The organism is Streptomyces sp. CA-249302 (genome assembly GCF_050936785.1).
Lineage (GTDB): Bacteria > Actinomycetota > Actinomycetes > Streptomycetales > Streptomycetaceae > Streptomyces.
Genome location: NZ_JBNJMG010000001.1, coordinates 747,228 through 771,866, shown reverse-complemented (window position 1 = coordinate 771,866; position 24,639 = coordinate 747,228). Strand labels below are relative to the sequence as shown.

Genomic DNA, 24,639 nt, shown 5'->3' with positions numbered 1-24,639 from the left:
TCCGGACCGAGCTGTCCGGGCCAAGGTCACCCGCCGTACACTCCCGGAGTGACCGTCACCGCAACTTCCGTGGACGAGTCGGACCAGTTGCAGCCGCCGAACGCGCCCGTGTCGCGCGCCGCGCGTCTGGTACGCCTCGTTCCGGCCCTCGCCGCCGCCCTCTCCGGAGTGCTGCTCTACGTCAGTTTCCCGCCGCGCACCGCATGGTGGCTGGCCCTGCCGGCCTTCGCCGTCTTCGGCTGGGTGCTGCGCGGGCGCAGCTGGAAGGCGGGCCTCGGCCTCGGCTATCTCTTCGGCCTCGGCTTCCTGCTGCCGCTGCTGGTGTGGACCGGCGTGGAGGTCGGCTCCGGACCCTGGCTCGCGCTGGCGTCGATCGAGGCGATCTTCGTCGCGCTGGTCGGCGCAGGTGTCGCAGCGGTGTCCAGACTGCCCGGGTGGCCGGTGTGGGCGGCCGCGGTGTGGATCGCGGGCGAGGCGGCACGCGCGCGCGTGCCGTTCAACGGCTTCCCCTGGGGCAAGATCGCCTTCGGCCAGGCCGACGGCGTCTTCCTGCCGCTCGCCGCGGTGGGCGGCACCCCGGTGCTCGGCTTCGCGGTCGTGTTGTGCGGATTCGGCCTCTACGAGGTCGTACGACTGCTCGTCGAAGGCCGGCGGACGCGGGCCGTCCAGCGGTCGGCGGCGGCCGTGGCCCTCCTGAGTGTGGCGGTGCCCGTCGTGGGCGCGGTCGCCGCGCGCGGCCTGGTCAGCGACAAGCCCGAGGACGGTTACGCCACCGTCGCGGTCATCCAGGGCAACGTGCCCCGCGCCGGGCTGGAGTTCAACGAACAGCGGCGGGCCGTGCTCGACTACCACGCGCGCGAGACGAAGCGCCTGGCCGCCGAGGTCAAGGCCGGGAAGATCGCCAAGCCTGACTTCGTGCTGTGGCCGGAGAACTCCTCCGACGTCGACCCCTTCGCCAACGCGGACGCGTACGCCGTCATCGACAGCGCCGCCAAGGCGATCGGTGTGCCCATCTCGGTCGGCGGCGTCGTCGAGCGGGACGGCAAGCTCTGGAACGAGCAGATCCTGTGGGACCCCGAGAAGGGCCCGACGGACACCTACGACAAGCGGCAGATCCAGCCCTTCGGCGAGTACCTGCCGCTGCGCGGCCTCATCGGCGCGATCAACAGCAACTGGACGGCGATGGTCCGCCAGGACTTCAGCCGGGGCACCAAGCCGGGCGTCTTCACCATGGACAAGGCCAAGGTCGGCCTGGTCACCTGCTACGAGGCCGCCTTCGACTGGGCCGTGCGCTCCGAGGTCACCGACGGCGCCCAGATGATCTCCGTGCCCAGCAACAACGCCACCTTCGACCGCAGCGAGATGACCTACCAGCAACTCGCCATGTCCCGGGTACGCGCCGTCGAGCACAGCCGGACCGTCACCGTGCCGGTCACCAGCGGCGTGAGCGCGATCATCATGCCCGACGGGAAGATCACCCAGAAGACCGGCATGTTCGTCGCCGCCCACCTGGTCCAGAAGGTGCCGCTGCGGTCGTCCGAGACGCCGGCCACCCGGCTGGGCATCCTGCCGGAGATGGCCCTGGTGCTGGTCGCCGCGGGCGGCCTCGGCTGGGCAATCGGCACCGGTGTGCGCGGGCGGCGCGCCCGGAACGTGTAGCCGTACGCCCGGCGCACGCACCGTGAAGTGCGCCGGGCCGAGAGCACCGGCCGTCTAGGGTCGGTGCCATGCCGACTCCTGACTTCATCCGTGAGATCCGGGCCTCCGCGGGCCACCAGCTGCTCTGGCTCCCCGGCGTCAGCGCCGTCGTCTTCGACGACGAGGGCAGAGTGCTGCTGGGCCAGCGCGCGGACAACCACCGGTGGGCGCTGATCTCCGGGATCCCGGACCCGGGCGAGCAGCCGGCGGCGGGCATCGTGCGGGAGGTCCACGAGGAGACGGGCGTGCATGTCGTCGTCGAGCGGATGGTCGCCGTGCGGTCCGGCCGGGCGGTCACCTACCCCAACGGGGACACCTGCCAGTTCATGGACCTCTGCTTCCGCTGCCGCGCCGTCGGCGGCGAGGCGCGGGTGAACGACGACGAGTCCCTGGCGGTCGGCTGGTTCGCGCTGGACGCGCTGCCCCAGATGACCGACTACCACCACTTCCGGATCAAGCAGGCGCTCACCGATGAACCCACATGGTTCGAGCCCATGAGCACGGAATGAAGTATGGGTGGTGACCACATGTGGGGCGGCGGGGGCGCTGCCTAGGGTCGTGCCATGACCCCGCCCAGCCCCGCTCCGGCCCCCCACGCCCCCTTCCTCGACCTCGGCGGCCGCACCGCGCTCGTCACCGGCGCCGCCGGTGGCATCGGCCGCGCCTGTGCGCTGCGGCTCGCGGCCGCCGGGGCCAAGGTGAGAGCGGTCGACCGGGACGCGCAGGGCCTGGAGGCCCTCGCCGAGCAGGCCCAGGGGCTCGCGGGCACCGTCGAACCGCACGTGCTCGACCTTACCGACCTCGACGCCGCCGAACTGGCCGCAGCGGGCACCGACGTCCTCGTCAACAACGCGGGGCTGCAACTGGTGCGCCCCATCGAGGAGTTCCCGCCCGAGGTCTTCCACACCGTGCTGACGGTGATGCTGGAGGCGCCCTTCCGGCTCGTGCGCGGCGCGCTGCCGCACATGTACGGCCAGCAGTGGGGCCGTATCGTCAACGTCTCGTCCGTGCACGGACTGCGCGCCTCCGCCTACAAGTCCGCCTACGTGGCCGCCAAACACGGCCTGGAGGGCCTGTCCAAGACCGCCGCGCTTGAAGGCGCCGCCCACGGCGTCACCTCGAACTGCGTGAACCCCGGCTATGTGCGCACCCCCCTGGTCGAGCGGCAGATCGCCGACCAGGCCCGGGCCCACGGCATCCCCGAGGAGCGCGTCGTGACCGAGGTGCTCCTGCAGGACAGCGCCCTCAAACGCCTGATCGAACCGGAGGAGGTCGCCGAGGCCGTGGCGTATCTGTGCAGTCCCCGGGCTTCCTTCGTCACCGGCACCTCCCTCGTCCTCGACGGCGGCTGGACCGCGCACTGAGCAGGGCGGCAGCCGTGCGGCGAGGAGTTTTCCACAGGGCTGACGGGTCGGACGCGAGATGGGGAATCCTGTGAGCATGTCTCGCGATCACCTGCAGTCCGCCGAGCGCGCCGAAGCCGGAGCGCCGCTCACCGGCGCGGAGACGCCGTTCCTGGAGCTGCTGGCCCGGGGCGCGTCCGTCGACGCCTACGAGCAGCCGGTGCTGCTGGCCCGCGCCGAGGGGCGGTCCGCCGCGGTGCTCGACGGGCTCGAGCACGCCAAGCTGCTCGCGTTGCGGGTGCGCGCGGAGCTGGAGGGGCGGCGCCGGCGCGAGGCCGAGCTGTCGGCGCTCTTCGAGACGGCCCACGACCTGGCCGGCCTGCGGGACCTGGACGCCGTACTACAGGCGATCGTGCAGCGCGCCCGGTCGCTGCTGGGCACCGACGTTGCCTACCTCAGCCTGAACGACCCGGGGCGAGGCGACACCTACATGCGGGTGACCGAGGGCTCGGTCGCCGCCCGCTTCCAGCAGCTGCGGCTCGGCATGGGGGAGGGGCTCGGTGGTCTCGTCGCCCAGACAGCCCGGCCCTATGTCACCGACGACTACTTCAAGGACGAGCGCTTCCAGCACACCCACGCCATCGACTCGGGGGTGCGTGACGAAGGGCTGGTCGCGATCCTCGGCGTGCCCCTGATGCTGGGCCACCATGTGATCGGGGTGCTCTTCGCGGCCGACCGGCGGGCCAGGGTCTTCGAGCGGGAGCAGATCGCGCTGCTGGGCTCGTTCGCCGCGCTGGCCGCGGCCGCCATCGACACCGCGAACCTCCTCACCGAGACCCGCTCGGCCCTCGCGGGCCTGGAGCGGGCCAACGAGATCATCCGGGACCGCAGCGGCGTCATCGAGCGCGCCTCCGACGTGCACGACCGGCTCGCCGAACTCGTCCTGCGCGGCGGCGGGGTGCACGACGTGGCCGCCGCCGTCTCCCAAGTCCTCGACGGCACGGTCGAGTTCACCGAGGCTGCCACCGCGCCGACCACGGCCCTGGAGGCATCCCGGGCCGAAGGCCACGCCGTACCCCACGCGGACGACTGGATCGCCGCCGTGACCGTCGGCGGCGAACTGCTCGGCGCGCTCGTCCTGCGCGGCCACCCCGGCCTCGACCCCGTCGACCAACGCACCCTGGAACGCGCCGCGATGGTCACCTCACTGCTGCTCCTCGCCAGACGCTCGGCCGCCGAGGCCGAACAGCGCGTCCGCGGCGAGCTGCTCGACGACCTCCTCGACGCCCGCGACCGCGATCCTCGCCTGCTGCGTGAGCGCGCCGCCCGGCTGCACGCCGACCTCGACGCCACCCATGTCGTGCTCGCCGCCCGTCTGGACGGTGGCGCCGCCGAGGCCGCCCGCCGCGTCAGTGGGAATGTCGAGCCCGGCCGCCACACCAGGGCCGCCGCTGAGCCGGCCCGGCACGCAGGCGTCACCGCCGACGCCGCGCATGTCGACGGCGCCACCGCCGCCGACCAGGAGGCAGGCGCGCGGCGGCGCCTGTGGTCGGCCGCCTCGCACCTCGCCGCGACCCGGCAGGGCCTCGCCGCGGCACGCGACGGCGGCACGGTCCTGCTGCTGCCGCTGACCGCCGGCGACACCGCCACCGCCCTGGCCCGCCGCACCGCCCGGGACCTCGGCACGGCCGTCCACGAAGCGGTCACCGTCGGCGCCTCCGCCCCCGTCCGGGACCTCGCCGTCCAACCCGATGCCGTGGCCGCCGCCTACGCGGAGGGCCGCCGCTGCCTGGACGCCCTGCGGCTGCTCGGCCGCTCCGGCGACGGCGCCGCCGCCGAGGACTTCGGCTTCCTCGGCCTGCTGCTCGCCGGAGACCGGGACATCGCCGGCTTCGTGGACCGCACGATCGGTGAGGTCGTCGCCTACGACGAACGGCGCGGCACCGACCTGGTGCACACCCTCGACGCCTACTTCACCTGCGGCATGAGCCCGGCCCGCACCAAGGACGCGCTGCACGTCCACGTCAACACGGTCGCCCAGCGGCTGGAGCGCGTCGGCCGCCTTCTCGGCGAGGACTGGCAGAGCCCGGCCCGCACCCTGGAGATCCAACTCGCCCTGCGGCTGCACAAGTTGTCGGCACAGCGCTGACCCCCGCACGCGCTCGTACGGGGGCCGGTGCTGTGCGCTGTCAGACGGTACGGGCGTCCGCCGTCCGGGCAGGCGCGGTCTCCTCGCCCGCGGTGGCCTCGACGTCGGCCAGGTCCCGGTGACGCGTCTCGTCGGCCAGGCCGACGGCGATCACCGTCAGGACGGCGGCGGCGATGACGTACAGGGCGATCGGCGTCGAGCTGTCGTAGTCGGCCAGCAGGGCGGTGGCGATCAGGGGCGCCGGAGCGCCCGCGGCGACCGAGGCGAACTGGGCGCCGATCGACGCGCCGGAGTAGCGCATGCGGGTCGCGAACATCTCGGAGAAGAAGGCGGCCTGGGGCGCGTACATCGCGCCGTGCAGCACCAGGCCCACGGTGACGGCGAGGATCAGGTTGCCGAAGCCGCCGGTGTCGATGAGGGAGAAGAACGGGAACATCCACAGGCCGACGCCGACCGCGCCCAGCAGATAGACCGGACGCCGTCCGACCCGGTCCGACAGGGCGCCCCAGGCGGGGATGACCGCGAAGTGCACGGCCGACGCGATGAGCACGGCATTGAGCGCGGTCTGCTTGGAGACGCCGACCGACGTGGTGGCGTATACGAGGATGAAAGCGGTGATGACGTAGTAGCTGATGTTCTCCGCCATGCGCGCGCCCATCGCGACCAGGATGTCCCGCCAGTGGTGACGCAGCACGGAGACGAGCGGCAGCTTCTCGGCCTCGGCGCCCTTGGCCGCCTTGCGGGCCTCGGCCTGCGCCCGCGCCTGCTTGAAGACGGGCGATTCATCGACGGACAGTCGAATCCACAGACCTACGACCACCAGCACACCCGACAGCAGGAACGGGATCCGCCAGCCCCACGCGCCGAAGGCACTGTCCGAGAGCACCGCAGTCAGCAGGGACAGCACACCGGTCGCCAGCAACTGCCCTGCGGGCGCGCCCGTCTGCGGCCACGAGGCCCAGAATCCGCGCCGCCGCGCGTCCCCGTGCTCCGACACCAGCAGTACGGCGCCGCCCCACTCGCCGCCGAGGGCGAAGCCCTGCACCAGGCGCAGGGTGGTGAGCAGCACCGGTGCCGCGGTGCCGACCGTCGCGTGCGTGGGCAGCAGGCCGATCGCGAACGTCGCTCCGCCCATCAGCAGCAGACTCAGCACCAGCAGTTTCTTGCGCCCGAGCCGGTCGCCGTAGTGCCCGAACACCAGAGCGCCGAAGGGACGGGCGGCGAAACCGACGGCGTAGGTGAGGAACGAGAGGAGGGTGCCGACCAGCGGGTCGGAGTCCGGGAAGAACAGCTTGTTGAAGACGAGCGCGGCGGCGGAACCGTAGAGGAAGAAGTCGTACCACTCGATCGTGGTGCCGATCAGGCTGGCGGCGACGATGCGCTTGAGGGCGGCGGGGGACGGTGGAGCGGATGCTGCTGCGGAGGCCATGTGCGCCACTTCCTCGGGTGCTGTGGGGACGGGTACGTTTCGGCACACCGTAGGAACGCGCACGTCGGGCGCACATGTGGCGGGACTACATAGTTCGGGGGCGGGCTGTGCGTTCCTCGCCCACCCTTGCTCCGCCGACATCCACTGCTGGTGACAAACGCGTCACCAGGTGCTGAGTCTTTGTGAGCACCGTCCGATCGCACGGCCCACCCGGCCCTACCGTCCGGCTATGAACACGAGCCGCAGCAGAGGACGAACCCCGAAAGCCCTGCGTACCGCCGCGCTGGCGGTGCTGCTGACCGCCGGGACGCTCACCGTGGCCGTCCCGGAGGCCCAGGGAGACAGCGCGCGGGCCGAGACGCCGGTGGGTGCGGCCGGTGGAGTCACCGAATCGGTGGTGCGCGTGAAGGTGCCGCTGCCGGCGTCCTTCGGGGCGCGTCCGGCGGCGTGCGACTGGCTGTCGTATCTGCGCTACCGCTCCTCCGACGGGCCGGCCGCCTCGGCCGACGCGGACAGGATCCTGGTCGCCCAGCCGGGGATCCTGGAGGGCGCCGGTGCCTTCGACAGCGTCGCCCGCAACACCGTGGCCCGCGCGGCCGAACAGGGCGTGCACATCGAGTTCTGGGCCCTGGACCGGCGCTCCAACTGCCTGGAGGACCACACCGGCGTCGACTCCGGCGACCAGCACACGGCCGTCGACTACTACTACCGCGGCAAGCAGGTGGCCGGCCGCACCTTCGCCGGTTTCGTCGGCAACGACCAGCTGGGCTGGATGGCGAAGCTCGGCATCCAGCAGACCGTGCGCGACCAGTACGACCTGCTCACCGCCGAACTGCCCGACCAGGGCCTGCGCAAGCGGAAGGTGCTGTGCGGCGGGCACTCGCTCGGCGGTGTCGTCACCGGCTACTTCGCGACCGCCGACTTCGACGGCGACCCGGCCACCACCGCCGACGCCGGATACAACCAGTGCGCCGGCTACTTCGCCCTCGACACCACCGTCTCCACCTCGCTCGCGGACCTCAGCGGCAGCATCCCGGACGACACCAACCTGCCGGACGTGGGCCTCGGTTACGGCGTGGTCCAGGCCGGTCTCGACAGCGGAGTGCTCCCGCGCTCGCTGTCCGCACCCGTCCTGCTCAACCCCGAGACCATGACCCTGCTGGCGATCGCCGGAGTGGGCGCCGTTCAGAACGTGAACGGCGAGTCCGACCTGCCGAGTTATCTGCCCGCCAACACCAACATCGAGGCGACGAACCGTTTCCTGTTCTCCAAGGACGCCGCCACCTTCCTCACCGGCACACCCGCGGTGAAGGACTTCCGGCTCACCAACGCGGCGGTTCTCGGCGCGCTGCTGGACGACAACTCCGTACCGCTCGCCTTCCTGCAGAGCAGCGTCGGCTTCTTCGACGGCGGGCCGATCACCGACAAGAACTTCCCTGCCACAAACGGCAGTTCAGGGCAGCCGGCACTGTTCGGCATCCGGTACAAGGCCATTCCGGCCGAGCCCCACGGTCCGCTCTACACATGGCGGAATTACGACCGTGTCGGGGCCGCCGATGATCCTGGATACCGGTCGTCCGACGGCACGCCTTTCACCAACGCGGGCGAAGAGGTCACCGACATCGAGGAGTTGGCGCGCAGCCTCGCCCGGCAGCCGTTGGACTTCACCGAGCAGTACTTCCCGACGAAGCTGGTCACCGACATCGAACTCGCCACCTCGCCCCAGGTGAAGCAACTCGTCGTGCATCCCGACGGGTTGACCGCGAACCCGACACTCACCGTCCTCGCGGGAGACGGCCTGCTGGCCGGACGCATCCCCGCCGATCTGCATCCCGTGGTCGCCGACGGCTACCAGCACCTGGACGTCCTCACCGCCGCTCCGGTGCAGAACAACGGGCAGCCGGAGCCCGTCTCGACCAACCTCGCCCGCTTCGCCCGCGCCCCTCAGTAGTGACCGCGGGCGGACGAGCCGAGGGCCCGGGAGGATCTCTCCCGGGCCCTCGGCGTCGGTCGTCAGACCTTGGTCGCGGCGAAGTCGGCCGCCGCGCCGGCGTCCGAGGTGTAGCTCAGGTGGGCCAGGACGTCGTCACCGCCGTTCTCGCAGATGGGGTCGCCCTGGGCGCAGAAGTCGATGGTGCGGCTCTGGTAGGCGCCGGTGACGCTCTTGCCCAGCGCCCGGATCGGGTTGCCGAACAGGAGCACCGCGGCGACCCTCGGCGCGAGCGCGTCGGGAATGGTGGCCACGATCGGGCTGCCGACCACCGCGCCGTCGCTGCTGATACCGATGGAATTGTCGACGACATTCGCGCCCTGCGAATAGCCGACGAGAATGAAGCGCTGGTTCGGACAGGCGGCCGCCTGGCTGTTGACGTGGTTCACCAGGTCCGAGTTTCCCTGTGCGGCCGAGGTGAGGGAGAGGTCGGCCGGGTAGTTCACCTTGTAGCTGGAGAGATTCCGGCCCGTGAGTTTCTGCTGGAGCGCGGAATACACCGGGTCGCCGACGATCGCGCCCAGCGTGCCGGGTTCGAAGGTGCCGCGCGCCGCGACGACGTCGATGTCCGAGCAGGTCGCGGCCGTTGCGGCCGGTGCGGAGAGGGTGGTGAGTCCGGCGCCGCCGACGAGGGAGAGCGTGGCGAGGCACAAGCGGATACGCATGGGGATCCTTTGCGGGTCGGGCGCGTTTGCGCGTCTACGGAAAAGGACGTCCCGAACGTATTCGCGTTCCGTGGAAGGGTGTTATTGACGGGAATTCAGAAACTCGACGGATTTTGTTGCGTCCATACGTAGTTCCTCCGCCCGCAGCGCCAGAATCAGATCCAGGCGGGTGGCGGGGTCGTGCAGGGCATCGCCGAAGAGCTTCTCCAGTTGGCGCAGCCGGTAGCGGACCGTCTGCGGGTGGATGTGGAGGCGGACGGCGACGTCGGGGACGTTGCTGCCACTCAGCAGCCAGGCCAGCAGGGTCTCCGCGAGACGGACGCGCTGGCCGTCGGAGACCCCGTCGAGGGGTGCCAGGGCGCGCGCCTCCAGCTGGGCGAGCAGGGGCTCGTCACCGTGCAGCAGCAGGGTCGACAGGTGCTGGTCGCACCGTACGACTCCCTGCCGGGGCAGGACCCCGCGCCCCATCAGTCCCAGCGCCAGCGAGGCCAGGCGCAGCGACTGCCCGGCCTCGACCAGCGGCACCGTCGGCCCGATCGCCGCCGGCCGGCCGCGCAGGGCCAGGGCGAAGGCCCGCCCGGCGAAACGGCCCGAGCCGTCCGGATCGGGCACCAGCATCCGCGGCGGCCGCGACTCCATGTCCACCAGTGCCCCGGCACCCGCCAACGGCCGTTCCTCCTCGCGCTGTTCGGCCCCGGCGGCGAGCACGACGACGGCGACGTGACGCGGCACCGTCCATCGCGCGCCGTGCGCCAGATCGTGCACCGCCTCCATCGACACCGGCCCCTCGCCGAGCAGCAGGTCGAGCAGCCGCCGGCGCCGCCGCTCCAACTGCTCCGTGGTGTGCGGCCGCGCCTGGGTGTATCCCGCGGCGGCCGCCTCGGCGACCTCGTGCACGGTCCGGAAAGCCAGCTCGCCCAGCGCCGCCACCACCGCCGAGTCCAAGCCGAGCTCCTCGGCCGTCTGCCCCATCAGCCGCCAGGCCTGCAGCCCGCCGATCCGCAGCGCCGACTGCAGCACCTCCAGGCTGCGGCCCTCCAGGGCCACGCCACGCCCGAGCGCGTGGTACGTCGCCGCGATCGCGTCGCCCCGGCCGCGCGGGTCGGCGATGTGGTCGACGAACAGGGTCAGCGCCTGCTCCACGCCGGCCCGCAGGTTCCTGGCGTAGGCCCCGTCGGGCGGTCCCGCGTACTCGGGGACCTGCCGGCGCACCTCCTCCGCCACCACGTCGGCGACGGCTCCGAGTTGCGCGCGGAGTAAGTCGGCCAGGTCGGGCGGCACCGAGGGCGCCGGACCGGCCGCTGCGTCGTGGGGGGTGGGGACGGCCATCGAGGACACTCCTTTCACCCGGAACGGGCTCACCCGCGGACCGTTGTCCGTGGGGCGAGGGGCAAGTCCCGTGTTGGACGCTCGCCCCCTGCGCTCCGTTCCGTGCCCCGACGGCACCGACATCACTCCGGCACCCCCAGCGCACCGGCGAGCATCGGCCAGGACGTGGCGAACTCCTGTTTCCAGTACGCCCAGCTGTGTCCTCCGCCCGAGTAGAAGTGCTCGGTGACCGCGATGCCGAGCCGGTCGAGGGCGTTCGCGAAACTGTGCGCCTGCGGCCACAGCGCGCTCTCCAGCGCCTCGGGCAGCCAGTCACCGGTGCCCCCGGCCACACCGCTGCCGCTCGACACGTACAGAGGTGTGCCGCGCAACCCCGCGGCACGGGCCCGCGGGTTGAAGTTCTGCCAGGTGAGGAGATTCAGGATCGGGTTGCCCCACAGCGACAGGGGCGCCAGGTTCTCCCGGGCCACGATGGCGTCGACGATCGTCGGCACACCGAGGAACGTGGTGTCGAGGATGCCGCTGTACGAGGCGGCGGCCGCGAACGCGCCCGGATGCCGGGCCGCGTGCGCCATGGCGCCGTACCCGCCGGTGGAGACCCCCGCGACGACCCGCACCCCGGAAGCGCGATAGCTGCCGGCGAGCAGCGCCGGGACCTCCGTGACCTGGAAGGTCTCGTAGTCCGGGCCACTGGCCCAGGCCGTGGGAATGCCGGTCGGACCCGCGTCCGGCATCGCCACGATCAGGTCCCGGCCCGCGGTGAAGGCCTCGATGTCCGTCTCCCGGGTCCAGGACGTGTAGTCGTCGTGGGCGCCGTGCAGGAGGTACAGGACGGGGTAGGTCTTCGTCGGGTGTGCGTCGAAGTCCGACGGCAGGATCAGCCGCACGGGCGCGCTGCGGCCCAGGGCGGTGGAGGACACGGACACGTCGAAGGTGCGGGCGCTGATCTGGGTCGCGGCCCGTGCGGTGCCGGCCGCGGCTCCGAAGAGCGCGGCCAGACCGGCCGTCGCCGCGGCCTTGGTGACGGTGCGCCGGGAGAGTCCGGCGGCGCGTGGGCGGTGGGGCATGGCGGCTCCTCGGGTTCCGGTTCAGCGGGTCTGCTCGGCGAGGTCGAACTCCCGCCGGAGCAGGGCGGCGAGCTCGTCGACCTGCGGAGGGTCGAGGAGCGAGAGGTGATGCCCGGGGCGGGTACGACGGTCAGCCGCGGGCACACCTCGTCCCAGCCGAGCGCCTCGTCGTCCCGTTCGTACGCCGGGTCGCGCACGGTGTGCGGCGCGGTCTCCCCGGCCCGGAAGAGCACCACCCGCCCGTCGTACGGCCGCGGCCGGTGCGCCTCGCCGATCCGCAGGTCGAGATACGAGGAGCGCTGGTGCTCCAGCGCCGCGGCCGGCACCTCGGCGGCCGCGCGCAGGGCGCCCAGCACGGTGTCGATGCGCTCGCCGTCGTCGTCCATCGCGACGAGTTCGTCGTACGGCAGCTCCAGCCGGACCCCGTAGGCGTCGGCTACGTGCGCGGCGAAGCCGGTCAGGTGGGCGCGGATGCGTTCGTCCGGGGCGCGGTCCTCCAGCGGCCGTACGGAGTCGAGGAGCACCACGAGCGCCACCTCCCGCCCGGCGGCGGTCAGTTGTCGTGCGGTCTCCTGAGCGACGAAGCCGCCGAAGGACCAACCACCCAGCAGGCAGGGCCCGTTCGGGTGTCTGGCGGTGATTGCCTCCGCGTAGCGTCGCGCCTTCTCGGTGACCGTTTCGGCCTCGTCCATCCGCTCCAGGCCGAACACGGGGCGGTCGTCGCCGAGACGTTCGACGAGGGCCCGGTACACGTCGGTCGTGCCGCCGGCCGCGTGGGCGAGGAAGAGCGGTGGCCGCGAGCCGCCCTGGCGCAAGGTCCGCAGCGGCCGGAACTCCGCGGCGGAAAGCGCCTGTTGTACGCGGTCGGCCATGGCGCCGATGCTCGTGGCGCCGAGCAATTCGCGCAGCGGCAGCTCGATCCGGAACTCGCGCTCCAGCGCGGTCCGGATGCGGACGGCCATCAGGGAGTCCAGGCCGAGGTCGGCCAAGGCGGTGGCGGGGGTGAGGCGCGTCGGCGGATGGCCGGTGACGGCGGCGATGTGGTGGCACAGGCGGGCGGCGACCGAATCGTCCTCCGGCGCCACGGTCTTCGGCGCGGGCGGGGCCGCCGCGCTGCCGTCCGTCCACCAGTACCGCACATGCCGCCAGCGTGGCGCGGGCAGATCGACGACCCGGCCGGGCGGCAGCGGCAGCCGCTGACCCGCCGTGTACAGCGCGCCCAACTGGGCCAGGAACGCGGCGGATCCGTCGCCGTCGCGCCGCAGGGTGCCGACGGCGAAAGCCCCCGGCGCGGTGTCCGTGACAGCCCGGAGCAGGACCGGGTGGGGTGAGATCTCGACGAACGCGGTGTGTCCGTCGGCCGAGGCCGCCGCGACAGCCCGGTCCAGCCGCACGGGCCGGCGCAGGTTCGCCACCCAGTGGCCGGCACCGAAGCCCGATTCGCCGCGCGGGTCGTCCAGGACGGTGGAGTACACGGGGACGCGGGGCGGTCTGCCCTGGACGTCGGCCAGGGCATCGGCCAACTCGGCCAGCAGCGGGTCGACTTGAGGTGAGTGACCGGCCCCGACGACCCGCATGGCGCGAGCCGTCCGTCCGGCACGCTCCAGCCGTCGCACCAGCCGGGAGACCGCGGCCTGCTCGCCGGTGACGACCTTCTGACCGGGGGAGGAGTGCACGGCTACATGCACGTCGGGGAAGTCCCGTGCCAAGGAGGACAGTTCGCTGTCGTCCAGGTCCACGACCGCCATCGCGCCACCCCGGAGCCGACTCAACAGTCGTGCCCGTACCGCCACGATCCTGGCTGCGTCCGACAGGTCCAGGGCTCCCGCGCACACCGCGGCGGCCACCTCTCCCATGGAGTGGCCGATCACGGCGGCGGGCTCGACGCCGTACGAACGCCACAGTTCACTCAGTGCCACCTGGAGCCCGAACAGCACGGGTTGGGCGACCTCCAGTCGGTTCAGGTCACCGCCGGAGGTGAGGTGCTCGTGGAGGGACAGCCCGCATTCCGGGGCGAGTTGGGCGTCGGTCTTCTCCACCGCGGCGGCGAAGGCGGGTTCCTCGGCGAGCAGGCGGCGTCCCATGCCGACCCATTGGCTGCCGTACCCGGAGAACACCCACACCGGTCCGCGCCCGACGCGGTCCCGGTCGTCGGTCACCACCTCGGGATGGGCGAGGCCCTTCGCCAACGCGCCCAGACCGTCGACGAGTTCGGCACGGTCGCGGGCGACCACGGCGGCCCGCACGGGGCCGCGACCGGTCCGCCCGGCGAGCGTACGCGCCACCTCGGCCAGGGGCGTGCGGTCGCCCTCTGGTGTCCCGAGCCAGTCCGCGAGCCGGGACGCGGTGTCCCGGAGCCGCCCTCCGTCGACGTCGGACAGCAGGTGCAGCCGGGCCGTCGGCTCCTGCGGTGACGGGGGCGGGGCGGGCCGCCATTCCTCCAGTACCGCATGGGCGTTGGTGCCACCGAAGCCGAAACCGGAGACCCCTGCCAGTGCCGTGCCGCCGTAGCGGGGCCACGGCTCGGGCTCGGTCGCCACCCGCAGCCGTTCGTCGTCGAGCGCACTGCCGTCTGAGCAGTGCAGGGACGGCGGGATGATGTCGTGGTGCAGGGCGAGCACCGTCTTGACCAGCCCGGCGACGCCCGCCGCCGACTCCAGATGGCCCAGGTTGCCCTTGACCGAGCCGAGCAGCAGCGGCTGGTCGGGGTCGCGGTCCGCGCCGAGGACCGCGCCCAGCGCGCCCGCCTCGATCGGGTCGCCGAGGGGGGTGCCGGTGCCGTGCGCCTCGACGTGGTCGACGTGCGCCGGGTCGGCACCGGCTCGCGCGTACGCGGTCGACAACAGGGCCTGCTGGGCTGCGGGGTTGGGCGCCAGAAGGCCGTTGGAGCGGCCGTCGGAATTGACTGCCGTGGCACGGATGACGGCCAGCACCCGGTCGCCGTCCCGCTCGGCGTCGGACAGCCGCTTGAGGAGGACGGCCGCGCAGCCCTCGCCGCGCCCGATGCCGTCGGCCGCTTTGGAGAACGGTTTGCAGCGGCCGTCGGCGGCGAGGGCTCCCGCCCGCTGGAAGGCGACCGTGACGGTGGGGGAGAGGAGCAGGTTGACGCCGGCGGCGATTGCCAGGTCGCTCTCGCCCGTGCGCAGGGAGACGCACGCGTGGTGCACGGCGACCAGCGAGGAGGAGCACGCCGTGTCGACGGTCAGACTCGGCCCGCGGGTGTCCAGGACATACGCCAGCCGACCCGCGGCGACGCTGAGCGCCGCCCCCGCCGGAGCCCAGGGATCGACCGACTCGGCGTCCGCGCCGGTGAGTTGGCCGTATTCGGCGGTCGAGACTCCGACGTAGACGCCGGTGTTGCTGCCGGCCAGGGACGCGGCCGGGACGGCGGCATGGTCGAGCGTCTCGTGGACGACCTCAAGGAGGATCCGCTGCTGCGGGTCCATCACGGCGGCCTCGCGCGGGGTGATGCGGAAGAAGTCCGCGTCGAAGCCGGCGATGTCGTCGAGGTATCCGCCGTAAGGGAGTGCGTCGGAGGGCGGAAAGGCGGTGAAGTCGCGCCAGCGGTCCTCCGGGACCCGCCGGATCGCGTCGACGCCCTCGCCCAGCAGCCGCCAGAAGTCGTCGGGGCCGTGCACACCGCCGGGCAGCCGACAGCCGACCCCGATGACCGCGACCGGTTCGCCGGAGATGACCTGTACCGTCACCGGCGGCTGGCCCGGCGTCTCCGTACCGCAGACCCGCGTGACGAGCGCCTCCCCGGTGGGCGCCTCCCACACCAGCGTCGCCGGCAGTTCACGGCCCACCAGTTGGGACAGCTCCCCGGCCAGCACCACGGCGTCCCGTGAGGACATGCCCAGGTCCGCCAACGGCCGGTCCATCGGCGCGAGTTGCCCGGGCGTCCCGCTCCAGGCGGCCACCCGCTCCGCGATCAGCCGACGCACCGCGTGCTCGTCGCTGGCTCTCACCGCGCACGCTCCGCCGCAGCGTAGTGGCCTGCCAGATACCGCTCCCGCGTCCGCGCCCGTGACACCTTCCCGCTGGACGTCCGGGGCACGGCGCCCGGCTCCACCAGCACCACATCGGCCAGCCGCAGCCCGTGCCGGGCGGAGACGGCGGCGCGCACGGCACGGACCAACTCCGGTACGTCGATGTCCGGAAGTCGGGTGCCGCGGGAGTGCTCGGCCACGACGACCACCCGTTCGCCCGAGCCGCCCGGGACGCCGAAGGCGGCGAGCCGGTCGGGCCGTATCGACCGATGGGCGTCCTGCGCGGTGGCCTCCACGTCCTGCGGATAGTGGTTCCGGCCGTCCACGACGATGAGGTCCTTGAGCCGTCCGGTGACGACCAACTGCCCTTCCAGCACCGTCCCGAGGTCTCCCGTGCGCAGCCACCCGCCGGGGCCGAAGACGCGACCGGTGAGTTCCTCCTGGTTCCAGTAGCCGCGGCCGACGTTGGGACCCCGCACCTGGATCTCGCCGACCTCCCCCTCGGAGAGCTCGGCACCCGACACCGGGTCCGCGATACGAACCCGCTGGCTCGCCGGAGTCCCGCAGCCCGCCAGCAGCACGGCTCTGGGGTCGTCGGGCCGTGCGGGCAGCGCCTTCCCGGCGGCGAGCGCGTCCCGGTCGAGGGCGACGCGGTGCAGCGGCTCGCCGGGCCGGGCGGCGCTGACGAAGACGGTCGCCTCGGCGAGCCCGTACGACGGACAGTGCACCTCGGGTACCAGCCCCTGACCGGCGAACGCGGCGTGGAAACGGTCGGCCGTGCCGGGACGGACCGGCTCGCTGCCGTTGATGAGCGCGGCGATGCCACCCAGCCGCAGGTCCGCCTTCTGCGCTTCGGTGACGGCGGAGGCACAGTAGTCGTAGGCGAAGTTGGGAGCCGCACTCAGCGCGCGCGGATGTGTCCCCAACAGCCGTAGCCAGCGCACCGGTTCGTGCAGGAACGCCACCGGATCCATCAGCACCGACGGCAGGCCGCGCACCACCGGGGCGGCGACGCTCAGCACCAGACCCATGTCGTGGTACAGCGGCAACCAGCCGACGCAGGTGACCGGATGGGCGTCGGCGCCGTAAGCGGCAAGCGCCTGGCGGGCGTTGGCGACGACGTTGGCGTGAGTGATCTCGACGCCCGCCGGGGTGCGGGTCGAGCCAGAGGTGTACTGGAGATAGGCGACGGCGTCAGGGGCCACCGGCCGCCCGTCGCCCACGGCCGCGTCCGGCACCTCGTCGGCCACCACGATCCGTACCGTCGTGCCCGAGCAGAAGTCGCGGACCTCGTCGGCGACTTGACGTGTCGTCACCACGACGGCCGGGTTCGCGTCGGCCAGCACCGCCGAGAGCCGGTCGCCCTGCCCGGGCAGACCCGGTGGATACAGCGGTACGGCGACCAGTCCGGCCGCGAGTGCCCCGAGGAAGGCGGTGACGTACTCCATGCCCTGCGGGCACAGCAGCGCGACCCGCGCCCCGGGCTCGGTGTCCTCGGCGAGCCGGGCGGCCAGGGCGCGGACGCGCAGGTCCAGGCGGCGCCAGGTCAGCGTGCGGTGGACGCCCCGCGAACCCGGCGCGGGATGGTCGACGAAGGTGAACGCCCGGCGGTCGGGGGTGGCCCCGGCCCAGTGCCGCAGGAACTCCGGCAGACTCCGGTGGGCGGGCGCTAGCGGGGGGCGGCGGCTCTCCACGGGTTGGCTCCTCAGGTCACGTAACGGGCTTGCGGGGCACGGTGGTTGGAGCAGTCGGCGGGATCACAGGGGGATGTTGCCGTGGCGGCGCTCCGGCATCGGGGCGCGCTTGCCGCGCAGCGTCCGCAGCGCGCGGCAGACCTGCTCGCGGGTCTCGCGAGGGGCGATGACGGCGTCGACGTAGCCGCGCTCGGCGGCGAGATACGGGGTGCCGTGGGTGCTCTCGTACGCGGCGACCAGCCGTTCGCGCAGAGCCACCGGATCGGCCGCGGCGGCGAGTTCCCGCCGGTGCAGGATGCCCACCGCGCCCTCGGCGCCCATCACGGCGATACGGGCGGTGGGCCAGGCGAGGTTGACGTCGGCGCCGAGATGCTTGGAACCCATCACCGCGTATCCGCCGCCGTACGCCTTTCGGACCACGACGGTGACCTTCGGGACGGTCGCCTCGGCGTACGCGTACAGCAGTTTGGCCCCGCGCCGGATGATCCCGGCCTGCTCCTGGCGGACGCCGGACAGATAGCCCGGTACGTCGGCGAAGGTCAGCAGCGGGATGCCGAACGCGTCGCAGAACCGTACGAAACGCGCGGCCTTCTCGGAGGCGTCGATGTCCAACACCCCGGCCGAGCACAGGGGTTGGTTGGCCACCACCCCCACCGAACGGCCCTCGACGCGGGCCAGCGCACAGATGATGTTCGGCGCGAACAGCTCCTGGATCTGCAGGAGTTCACCGTCGTCGACGACCGTGTGCAGGATGTCCCGCATGTCGTAGGCCTGTTGGAGCCGGTCCGGCACGAGCTCGTCCAGCCGGGCGCCGTCGTGGGCGGGGGCCGGGGCGTACTCCGGCGGCCGTTCGAGGTTGTTGGCGGGCAGATACGACAGCAGGTCCCGTACGGTGTCCATGGCATCCTCCTCGTCGGTGGCGAGGAAGTGGGCGTTGCCGCTCAGGGTGTTGCTGGTGCGGGCGCCGCCCAGCTCCTCGGCGTCGGTGCGTTCGCCGGTGACCGCCTCGATGACCTCGGGCCCGGTGACGAACATGTGCGAGGCGCCGTCGACCATCACGGTGAGGTCCGTGATGGCCGGCGAGTAGGCGGCGCCGCCCGCGCAGGGGCCCAGGACGACCGAGACCTGCGGGATCACGCCGGACGCCTTGACGTTGCGGCGGACCAGTTCGGCGTAGAGGGCGAGCGAGGAGACGCCCTCCTGGATGCGGGCCCCGCCGCCGTCGTTGAGCCCGACGACCGGGCAGCCGATCTTCAGGGCGAGGTCCATCAGGGCGACCGTCTTCTCCCCGAAGGCCTCGCCCATGCTGCCGCCGAAGACCGTGGAGTCCTGGGCGAAGACGCAGACGGTACGGCCGTCGACGGTGCCGTGCCCGGTGATCACCCCGTCCCCGTACGGGCGCCGGGCGCCGTCCCCGACGGGCCGGGCCCGCACGAACAGACCGGTCTCCGTGAAGGAGCCCGGGTCCAGCAGCCGTTCGATCCGCTCCCGCGCGCCGAACTGCCCACGCCGTCTCGTGCCGCCCGGAGCCACGGCACGAACTCGGCGTTCCTCAAGGCCTGCGAGGCGCTCGGCGGTGCGGTCCGGTACCTGCGCGACCGTCCCCTGGGGACGGGATGTCGTCGCCTCTCGCGTCACAACCACCTCCGAAATGGCTTTCGAATATGGCAGTGGTCGAGAGGCGTATTGAGATGTTCGGCGTTCTCTTTGCGGGAGTTGAGTCCTGTGGAAGCGCTGTTAGTCCGGCTGTGACAACGAGGTGGCTCACGGCTCCCGGTGCTCGTGTGCCGCCTGCTCCAGTTCCGCCGCCTCCGCCTCGGCCAGCCGTGCCTCGGCCTCCACGTCGATCGACCGGGTCAGCCACCAGTACAGCGCTGCGGAGACCGGGAGGCCGACGAACAGGGAGATGTCGGCTCCGTCGAGGGCGTCGGCGACGGGGCCCGTGTAGAGGGTGCCCACGGAGAAGAAGGGGACCATGACGGCGAAGCCGACCAGGTAGGCGATGATGCCGTGCCAGCCCCAACGGCCGTAGATACCGCGCGGGTTGAAGATCTCCGCGATGGCGTAGTGGCCGCGGCGGACCACGTAGTAGTCCATCAGGTTGACCGCGGTCCACGGGATGAAGAGGTAGAGGACCAGCAGCAGGAAGTTGTTGAAGTTCTCCAGGAAGTTGGAGGTCGCGGCGAGGGCGCCGACCAGGGAGAGCGCCGCGGTGAGGCCGATCGTCACCAGGCGGACCGAGAGCGTCGGGCGCACCCTCTTGATCGAGTCGACCGCACTGATCAACGTGAGTGAGCCGCCGTACATGTTGAGCGCTGTCACGGAGACCAGGCCCAGGACGGCGAAGAGGAGCACGATCGCTCCGAAGCCGTTGAACACCTTGTCGCCCGCCGCGTTGATCGACTTGATCGTGTCGAAGTCCTTGCCCGCCCAGGCGGCGAGGAGCGAGCCGAGGACCATCAGCCAGATGCCGCCGAGGGCCGAGCCGAAGTAGGTCCAGTAGAAGGTCTTGCGGACCGTCACGCCGGGCGGCAGGTAGCGGGAGTAGTCGGAGACGTAGATCGCCCAGCTGATCTGGTAGCCGGCGACCACGCCGAACTGGGCCAGGAACGGGGTGGCCTTGAAGGCGCCGAGGTCGAAGGAGCCCGCCGGGTAGTGCAGGGTGATCAGGACGCCGACGGTGAAGATGCCGAAGACGACCAGGAAGGTGTACGTCAGGAACTGCTCGGCCTTGTGGATCACGTCGTACCCGACCAGTGCGATGACCAGGGCGATCACCGTCACCACGGCCACCCACAGCTTGACGCCTCCGTGCACCGTGGTGTGCAGGGCCTCACCGGCGAGGATGGTGTTGAAGACGTTGAAGCCCGCGTACTGGACGTAGGCGAAGAGCCACACCAGCAGGGCTCCTACGTAGCCGAACTGGGGTCTGGACTGGATCATCTGCGGCAGGCCCAGCTGCGGGCCCTGGGCCGAGTGGAAGGCCATGAAGAAGGTGCCGAGGACCGTGCCCGCGACGATCGCGATCAGCGACCAGATGAGGTTGCCGCCCTCGGTGATGCTGATCAGGCCGACGGCGAGCGTGGCGATCTGGGCGTTCGACATGAACCACAGCGGGCCGAGGTGCCACAGTTTGCCGTGGCGTTCGTCCAGGGGCACGTAGTCGATGGAGCGGATCTCCAGACCCGACACGCGCGGTTCCGGCGTTGTGGTCACGGCGCCTCCAGAGTGTTGATCCACCCCTCTGGCCGGATTCATTCCCTGGAATTGTCTGGTCAAAGGTCATATTGCCGACCCTTGACCAGACAGTCCGCCCTGGTCAGACCGCCGGGCTCGGGAAGGTCGGGTACTCCACCCCGGAGACGTGCTGGACGACCCGGATGACCTGGCAGGAGTAGCCGAACTCGTTGTCGTACCAGAGGTAGAGGATCGCGTTGTCGCCCTCCACCTTGGTGGCGCCGGCGTCGACGATCGAGGCGTGGCGGGAGCCGATGAAGTCGCTGGAGACCGCGTCGGGGGCGGTCGTGAAGTCGATCTGGCGCCGCAGCGGCGAGGTCAGCGAGACATCGCGCAGGTAGTCCAGGACCTCCTCGCGGGACGTCTCGCGGGACAGCTGGAGGTTGAGGATCGCGATCGAGACGTCCGGCACCGGGACCCGGATCGAGCTGCCCGTGATGCGCGCCTTGAAGTCGGGCATCGCCTTGGCCACGGCGGAGGCGGCGCCGGTCTCGGTGATGACCATGTTGAGCGGCGCCGAACGGCCACGGCGGTCGGCCTTGTGGTAGTTGTCCAGCAGGTTCTGGTCGTTGGTGAACGAGTGGACCGTCTCCACGTGGCCGCGCTCCACGCCGAACTCGTCGTCCATCGCCTTCAGCGGCGGCACGATCGCGTTGGTGGTGCAGGACGCGCAGGACAGGATCTGCTCGTCCGGCTTGATCGTGTCGTGGTTGACGCCGTGCACGATGTTCGGGACGTCGCCCTTGCCCGGCGCGGTCAGCACGACCTTGTCGATGCCGGGGCGCAGGTGCTCGGAGAGGCCCTCGCGGTCGCGCCACTTGCCGGTGTTGTCGATCAGGATGGCGTTGCTGATGCCGTACGCCGTGTAGTCGATCTCGGACGGGTCGTTGGCGTAGATCACCTTGATCGCGTTGCCGTTGGCGTAGATCGTGTTGCTCGTCTCGTCAACAGTGATCGTGCCCTGGAACTGGCCGTGGATCGAGTCCCGGCGCAGCAGCGAGGCGCGCTTGACGAGATCTTCGGCGGAGCGGCCGCCGCCGCCGCGTACGACGATCGCGCGCAGGCGCAGACCGTTGCCGGAGCCGGCCTTCTCGACCAGCAGGCGCGCGACGAGGCGGCCGATGCGGCCGAAGCCGTAGAGGACGACGTCGCGGCCCTCGCCGCGCTCGATCTTGTTGGCGCCGGTGGCACCCGCGACGGCGTCGGCGGTGAACGCCTCGACCGTCAGCCCCCGGTCGTCGCTCTTGTAGGTCGCGGCGAGCCTGCCGATGTCGATCTGGGACGGGCCCAGGTCGAGCGCGGTCAGGGCCTTGAGGAACGGCAGGGTCTCGGTGACCGAGAGCTCCTCGCCGGCGATCTGCCGGGCGAAGCGGTGGGTCTTGAGAATGCTCACCACCGACTTGTTCACCAGGGAGCGGCTGTGCAGCAGGACGGTGACGTCCTGCTCGCGGTGCAGCTTTCCGATGATCGGGATCATCGACTCCGCGGTTTCCTCACGGGTCTTCCAGTTGGTGAACGAGTCGTCGTTGACAGTCACAGATCCATCTTTCGAGCTAGGCGGCGCTCATATGTTAAACCCTGGTTGATCGATCGTTTGAGCGGGGTTCGTCACATGCTTCGCCGCCGGAATCGAGACGATCGGGCCGCCGGTGCGTACCTGAGGGTCACGGGGTCGCCCGCCCCGTGACCGTCACCGCACTCGATCGAGGGACGAACACCATGAACGCAACCGCAGCCATCGGCGTGACCGGCCTGGGTGTGATGGGCCGCAACCTGGCGCGGAACTTCGCCCGCCGCGGCTACACCGTCGCCGTACACAACCGCACGGTGGGCCGCACCCGAGCGCTCATGGAGGTGTACGGCGACGAGGGCACGTTCGTGCCCGGTGAGACGGCCGAGGAGTTCGTGGCCGCCCTCGAACGCCCCCGGCGCCTGATGATCATGGTGCAGGCAGGTGCCGCCACCGACGCCGTCATCGAGGAGTTCGCCGCGCTCCTGGAGCCCGGGGACATGATCATCGACGGCGGCAACGCCCACTTCGCCGACACCCGCCGCCGCGAGGCCGCCCTGCGTGAGCGCGGTATCCACTTCGTCGGCGCCGGTGTCTCCGGCGGCGAGGAGGGCGCCCTTGAGGGACCGTCGATCATGGTCGGCGGCTCCGCGGAGTCCTACGAGACCCTCGGTCCGATGTTCGAGACCATCAGCGCCAAGGTCGACGGCGAGCCCTGCGCCGCCCACATCGGGGGCGACGGCGCCGGGCACTTCGTGAAGATGGTCCACAACGGCATCGAGTACGCCGACATGCAGCTCATCTCGGAGGCGTACGACCTGCTGCGGCAGGTCGGCGGATACACCCCGGCCGAGATCGCGGACGTCTTCCGGCGCTGGAACGAGGGGCGGCTCGGCTCCTACCTCGTCGAGATCACCGCCGAGGTGCTGGCCCACACCGACCCGGAGACCGGCGCGCCGTTCGTCGACATCGTCCAGGACGCCGCCGGGCAGAAGGGCACCGGTCGCTGGACCGTGCAGACCGCCCTCGACCTCGCCTCGCCGGTCACCGCCATCGCCCAGGCCACCTTCGCCCGCGCCGCCTCCGGCCAGAGCGAACTGCGTGCCGCCTACGCCGGATTGCCCGGTGGCACCCGGCCCCTGCTCAGCCGTACCGAGGCCGAACGCTTCGCCTCCCAGGTCGAGCACGCCCTGTACGCGTCGAAGGTCATCGCCTACGACCAGGGTCTGAAGATGATCCAGGACGCGGCCGCCGAGTACGGCTGGAAGATCGACCTCGGCGGCGTCGCCAAGATCTGGCGCGGCGGCTGCATCATCCGCGCCTCCTTCCTCGACCGCATCCGCGCCGCGTACGCCGCCGACCGCGAACTGGTCAGCCTGCTCGGCGAGATGGAGTTCGCCATGGAGATCACGGACGCGCAGGTGCCCTGGCGGGAGACCGTCGCCTCGGCCGCCCGGCGCGGGATCCCCGTGCCTGCCTTCTCCGCCGCGCTCGCGCACTACGACACCCTGCGTGCAGGGCGCCTCCCCGCGGCCCTCCTCCAGGGCCAGCGCGACTACTTCGGCGCCCACACCTACCGCCGTACCGACCGGGCAGGCGCCTTCCACACCCACTGGGCCGCGCCCGACCGCCCGGAGACCCCCGCCTGACCCACACCGGGCGTGACCATCCACCGGAACCGGTCGTTCCCGAGGGCATGATCCACATCAAGCGCGGACTCGCCACGGCCGCCGCGGCGCTCGCCGCCCTGGCGGCCCTGACCGCACCCGCCGCCCACGCCACCGACAACGTCCCCTGCCACAGCCCCACCAGGAAGAACCTCACCGACCCCGGCACCGGCCGGGTGTGGCCGGGGACGGAGGTGAAGTACTGCAACCTCACCCGCGGCCGCGTCCCGGTCCACGCGACGCGCTCGCCGGGCGCCCCCGTCGTCGGCTACCTCGAACAGGGCGGCGCCGCCAACTGGTTCGTCACCGAGATGAAGGGCGAGACCTTCCGGGACGGGTCCGCCGAGAACTACTGGTGGGGCTCCACCATGGCGGACAACGGCCGCTGGGGCTGGGTCCCCGAGGTGTACTTCGCGGGCGGCGACAACAACGAGGACGACGCCGGCCTGCTGATGCCCGGCGGCTACACCTGCGCGAACGTCTGCGCGCCGCTGCCGTTCTGGGCGCGCTGAGGCGCGGGCCGGCGCCGCTTGCCGAGGTAGAGCCAGGCCAGGCCGCCCAGTACGGGCGCCACGAACATCAGCACGAGCCAGACGGCCTTGGGCAGCAGCCGGACCCGTGACGCGGGGGTCCGCGCACAGTCGACGAAGTTGTGCAGACACAGCACGACGACCAAGGCGTAGAGGGCACAGACGGCGAGTGCGGACATGGCTCCGGTTCCTTCCTGATGGGTCCCGGTCTCCGTACGGGGGAGACCGGGATCTGCTCCGTTCACCCCCTCATCGGACGACACCGCCTCACCGGTTCACGGTCTTGACGACCTACCGGGTGCCACCTAGCGTCGACTGAACACGTCTAGACAGGTAGGTCGA

At 71.6% G+C, this 24,639-nt stretch carries 16 protein-coding genes and 1 pseudogene; 7 read left to right on the top strand and 10 right to left on the bottom strand.

Annotated elements, in window-relative coordinates; all coding sequences use genetic code 11:
- Positions 1–48 precede the first annotated feature (48 nt).
- From lnt to ACQEWB_RS03470, 4 genes are all read left to right on the top strand, one after another.
- Entirely contained in the window at positions 49–1,659 is a 1,611-nt protein-coding gene (lnt, locus tag ACQEWB_RS03485; protein WP_432826894.1) for an apolipoprotein N-acyltransferase, read from the top strand.
- 68 nt (positions 1,660–1,727) lie between these two features.
- A complete protein-coding gene (locus ACQEWB_RS03480; RefSeq protein WP_432826892.1) occupies positions 1,728–2,207 on the top strand; it encodes an NUDIX hydrolase in 480 nt (159 codons plus the stop codon).
- 54 nt (positions 2,208–2,261) lie between these two features.
- Positions 2,262–3,062 carry a 3-hydroxybutyrate dehydrogenase gene (locus ACQEWB_RS03475; protein WP_432826890.1) on the top strand — a complete coding sequence of 267 codons (801 nt, stop codon included), beginning with the start codon at positions 2,262–2,264 and terminating at the stop codon, positions 3,060–3,062.
- A 76-nt stretch (positions 3,063–3,138) separates the two neighbouring features.
- A complete protein-coding gene (locus ACQEWB_RS03470; RefSeq protein WP_432826888.1) occupies positions 3,139–5,190 on the top strand; it encodes a helix-turn-helix domain-containing protein in 2,052 nt (683 codons plus the stop codon).
- 40 nt (positions 5,191–5,230) lie between these two features.
- Here ACQEWB_RS03470 and ACQEWB_RS03465 read toward each other — a convergent pair whose 3' ends face one another.
- Entirely contained in the window at positions 5,231–6,619 is a 1,389-nt protein-coding gene (locus ACQEWB_RS03465; protein WP_432826886.1) for an MFS transporter, read from the bottom strand.
- A 229-nt stretch (positions 6,620–6,848) separates the two neighbouring features.
- Here ACQEWB_RS03465 and ACQEWB_RS03460 point away from each other — a divergent pair, with 229 nt between their 5' ends.
- Positions 6,849–8,570, top strand: a complete 1,722-nt coding sequence (locus tag ACQEWB_RS03460; RefSeq protein WP_432826884.1) for a hypothetical protein — start codon at positions 6,849–6,851, stop codon at positions 8,568–8,570.
- Positions 8,571–8,632: 62 nt separating this feature from the next.
- Here ACQEWB_RS03460 and ACQEWB_RS03455 read toward each other — a convergent pair whose 3' ends face one another.
- From ACQEWB_RS03455 to ACQEWB_RS03420, 8 genes and pseudogenes are all read right to left on the bottom strand, one after another.
- A complete protein-coding gene (locus ACQEWB_RS03455) occupies positions 8,633–9,274 on the bottom strand; it encodes a cutinase family protein (protein ID WP_432826882.1) in 642 nt (213 codons plus the stop codon).
- 81 nt (positions 9,275–9,355) lie between these two features.
- Entirely contained in the window at positions 9,356–10,603 is a 1,248-nt protein-coding gene (locus ACQEWB_RS03450; protein ID WP_432826880.1) for a PucR family transcriptional regulator, read from the bottom strand.
- A 122-nt stretch (positions 10,604–10,725) separates the two neighbouring features.
- Entirely contained in the window at positions 10,726–11,670 is a 945-nt protein-coding gene (locus ACQEWB_RS03445; RefSeq protein WP_432826878.1) for an alpha/beta hydrolase, read from the bottom strand.
- 455 nt (positions 11,671–12,125) lie between these two features.
- A pseudogene (locus ACQEWB_RS03440) lies at positions 12,126–15,551 on the bottom strand (acyltransferase domain-containing protein); the annotation flags it as partial.
- Between the two features lie 83 nt (positions 15,552–15,634).
- Positions 15,635–17,353, bottom strand: coding sequence for a fatty acyl-AMP ligase (locus tag ACQEWB_RS03435; protein ID WP_432826876.1), 1,719 nt, complete (start codon positions 17,351–17,353; stop codon positions 15,635–15,637).
- A 63-nt stretch (positions 17,354–17,416) separates the two neighbouring features.
- Positions 17,417–18,991 (bottom strand): acyl-CoA carboxylase subunit beta, encoded by a 1,575-nt coding sequence (locus ACQEWB_RS03430; RefSeq protein WP_432826874.1) that lies wholly within the window; start codon positions 18,989–18,991, stop codon positions 17,417–17,419.
- A gap of 126 nt (positions 18,992–19,117) precedes the next feature.
- Positions 19,118–20,569 carry a purine-cytosine permease family protein gene (locus tag ACQEWB_RS03425; RefSeq protein WP_432826872.1) on the bottom strand — a complete coding sequence of 484 codons (1,452 nt, stop codon included), beginning with the start codon at positions 20,567–20,569 and terminating at the stop codon, positions 19,118–19,120.
- Positions 20,570–20,672: 103 nt separating this feature from the next.
- On the bottom strand, positions 20,673–22,127 hold the full coding sequence (locus ACQEWB_RS03420; protein WP_432826870.1) for a glyceraldehyde-3-phosphate dehydrogenase: 1,455 nt from the start codon (positions 22,125–22,127) through the stop codon (positions 20,673–20,675).
- A gap of 182 nt (positions 22,128–22,309) precedes the next feature.
- Here ACQEWB_RS03420 and gndA point away from each other — a divergent pair, with 182 nt between their 5' ends.
- Positions 22,310–23,749 carry an NADP-dependent phosphogluconate dehydrogenase gene (gene gndA, locus ACQEWB_RS03415; protein WP_432826868.1) on the top strand — a complete coding sequence of 480 codons (1,440 nt, stop codon included), beginning with the start codon at positions 22,310–22,312 and terminating at the stop codon, positions 23,747–23,749.
- 47 nt (positions 23,750–23,796) lie between these two features.
- Entirely contained in the window at positions 23,797–24,279 is a 483-nt protein-coding gene (locus tag ACQEWB_RS03410; protein WP_432826866.1) for a hypothetical protein, read from the top strand.
- Here ACQEWB_RS03410 and ACQEWB_RS03405 read toward each other — a convergent pair.
- Positions 24,231–24,476 (bottom strand): PLDc N-terminal domain-containing protein, encoded by a 246-nt coding sequence (locus tag ACQEWB_RS03405; RefSeq protein ID WP_432826864.1) that lies wholly within the window; start codon positions 24,474–24,476, stop codon positions 24,231–24,233. The two genes, ACQEWB_RS03410 and ACQEWB_RS03405, sit on opposite strands and share 49 nt — an antisense overlap.
- Between the last annotated feature and the right edge of the window lie 163 nt (positions 24,477–24,639).

Excerpts from the sequence above, each read along its gene's own strand:
- ACQEWB_RS03465 (WP_432826886.1), bottom strand. The coding sequence starts at position 6,619 with ATGGCCTCCGCAGCAGCATCCGCTCCACCGTCCCCCGCCGCCCTCAAG.
- gndA (WP_432826868.1), top strand. The coding sequence starts at position 22,310 with ATGAACGCAACCGCAGCCATCGGCGTGACCGGCCTGGGTGTGATGGGC.
- ACQEWB_RS03475 (WP_432826890.1), top strand. The coding sequence starts at position 2,262 with ATGACCCCGCCCAGCCCCGCTCCGGCCCCCCACGCCCCCTTCCTCGAC.
- ACQEWB_RS03405 (WP_432826864.1), bottom strand. The coding sequence starts at position 24,476 with ATGTCCGCACTCGCCGTCTGTGCCCTCTACGCCTTGGTCGTCGTGCTG.
- ACQEWB_RS03455 (WP_432826882.1), bottom strand. The coding sequence starts at position 9,274 with ATGCGTATCCGCTTGTGCCTCGCCACGCTCTCCCTCGTCGGCGGCGCC.
- ACQEWB_RS03445 (WP_432826878.1), bottom strand. The coding sequence starts at position 11,670 with ATGCCCCACCGCCCACGCGCCGCCGGACTCTCCCGGCGCACCGTCACC.
- ACQEWB_RS03460 (WP_432826884.1), top strand. The coding sequence starts at position 6,849 with ATGAACACGAGCCGCAGCAGAGGACGAACCCCGAAAGCCCTGCGTACC.
- ACQEWB_RS03450 (WP_432826880.1), bottom strand. The coding sequence starts at position 10,603 with ATGGCCGTCCCCACCCCCCACGACGCAGCGGCCGGTCCGGCGCCCTCG.
- ACQEWB_RS03480 (WP_432826892.1), top strand. The coding sequence starts at position 1,728 with ATGCCGACTCCTGACTTCATCCGTGAGATCCGGGCCTCCGCGGGCCAC.
- ACQEWB_RS03410 (WP_432826866.1), top strand. The coding sequence starts at position 23,797 with ATGATCCACATCAAGCGCGGACTCGCCACGGCCGCCGCGGCGCTCGCC.
- ACQEWB_RS03470 (WP_432826888.1), top strand. The coding sequence starts at position 3,139 with ATGTCTCGCGATCACCTGCAGTCCGCCGAGCGCGCCGAAGCCGGAGCG.